Source organism: Treponema zioleckii, from assembly GCF_014737315.1.
Lineage (GTDB): Bacteria > Spirochaetota > Spirochaetia > Treponematales > Treponemataceae > Treponema_D > Treponema_D zioleckii.
The window spans coordinates 1-1,404 of the sequence record NZ_JPUF01000141.1; the positions used below are offsets into that span (position 1 = coordinate 1).

Below are 1,404 nucleotides of genomic sequence, written 5' to 3' on the forward strand. Positions count from 1 at the left end.
GAAGTAATGAAACTAAAGAATTCAGAATCTTCTTTATTGGTAAAAACTCCGGGAAAAAACAAAAAGACAAATCGTCTTCCAGTAGAGAAAGTATCTTTTTCAGAATGTAAAAATACAATTAAACTGATAAAAACAGATTATGAAATTATTAATCAATATGAAAAAAATGAAGAAAAAATATTAGAATTAAAGATAATTAACAAACAAATTATCAATATGTTTAATGAATTTACAGATCCATTAGTTGTTTTATATGTACCAGAAAAATTATTTGCTAAAGGAATTCCTATTACATGTTCCTCCATTCCTTTGGATTGTGATTATATGTTTTTTTTGAACAATGACAGAAAAGCATTATTATTTGAAAACAGATTAAAATTATATGAGGTAGAAGCTTTTTAATTGAGTCAAGCTCGATTAAAAAATGGAATTGAACTTTAGGGTTTACGCAAGTTAGCGGTAGTACGCGGCTTTACGCCGCTTGGAAAAATAAATAATAATAGAAGCGTTGCTTCAAAAAATTACAGAATAATTCTTAAAGAAAAAAAGGAATTAAGAAAGCTAATTCTGTATAAGAAATATAATTGCCATAACAAAGCTTCAAAGCCGACAAACCGGTCAAGCCGGTTTGCGGTTTAAGCAATTGTTATGCTCACAGCCCACTGGGCTGGTAGTTTTATGGAAAAATAAAATTTGAGTTTAACATTTTTATCCGTATCCAAAAAAGGAAGGATAAATTGGAAAACTCAAGTATCCAAAATGAAAGAAACTATTATCTTGATTTCTTAAAAGTATTCGGTCTAGCATTAATTATTCTTGCACATGTTCCAATTTCAGATTGGCTGTCAATGATAAGGAATTTTGATGTGCCATTAATGGTCTTTATTTCTGGTTGTTTGGCTAATGGTTCTTTTGAACGGAGCAAAAATGTTTTTACCTATTTTAAGAAGCGTATATTCAGGCTCTTGATTCCGACTTGGATATTTCTTTCTGTATATTTCCTTTTGTTATATATTTTTACAAATAACGGTTTGCCAGGCAGAAACACCATCTTGAAATCTTATCTACTTCAGAATGATTCCATAGGATTTGTTTGGATTATAAGAATTTATCTGCTTTGTGCTTTTTCGGTTCCTTTTTTAAAGAAAATAGATTTTTCAAAATTATATACATTTGGTATTGTTGTTTTCGTTTATATTCTGTATGAAATTTCCTGCAAATACAGGTTATTGATGAATTACAGAATAATAGAATGTACAGTTTATTATTTGATTCCCTATAGTATTGTATTATTGTTTGGCTTGAATTGGAAAAGATTCTCAAGGAAAGAAAAACGGCTTTTGCTTTTATTTTCTTTTCTTGGATTTACAACCTTGCAAGTCTTGTATTTTCATAAGTTTGGAG

General features: G+C 29.0%; 2 protein-coding genes. Both read left to right on the forward strand.

Annotated features, from left to right (window positions below):
* The coding region (locus tag JI65_RS16885; protein WP_191018331.1) for a hypothetical protein at positions 1-402 on the forward strand (402 nt) is incomplete at its 5' end.
* Positions 403-737: 335 nt separating this feature from the next.
* Positions 738-1,404 (forward strand): acyltransferase family protein (locus tag JI65_RS16890; RefSeq protein WP_191018332.1); only part of this gene is annotated, 667 nt, incomplete at its 3' end.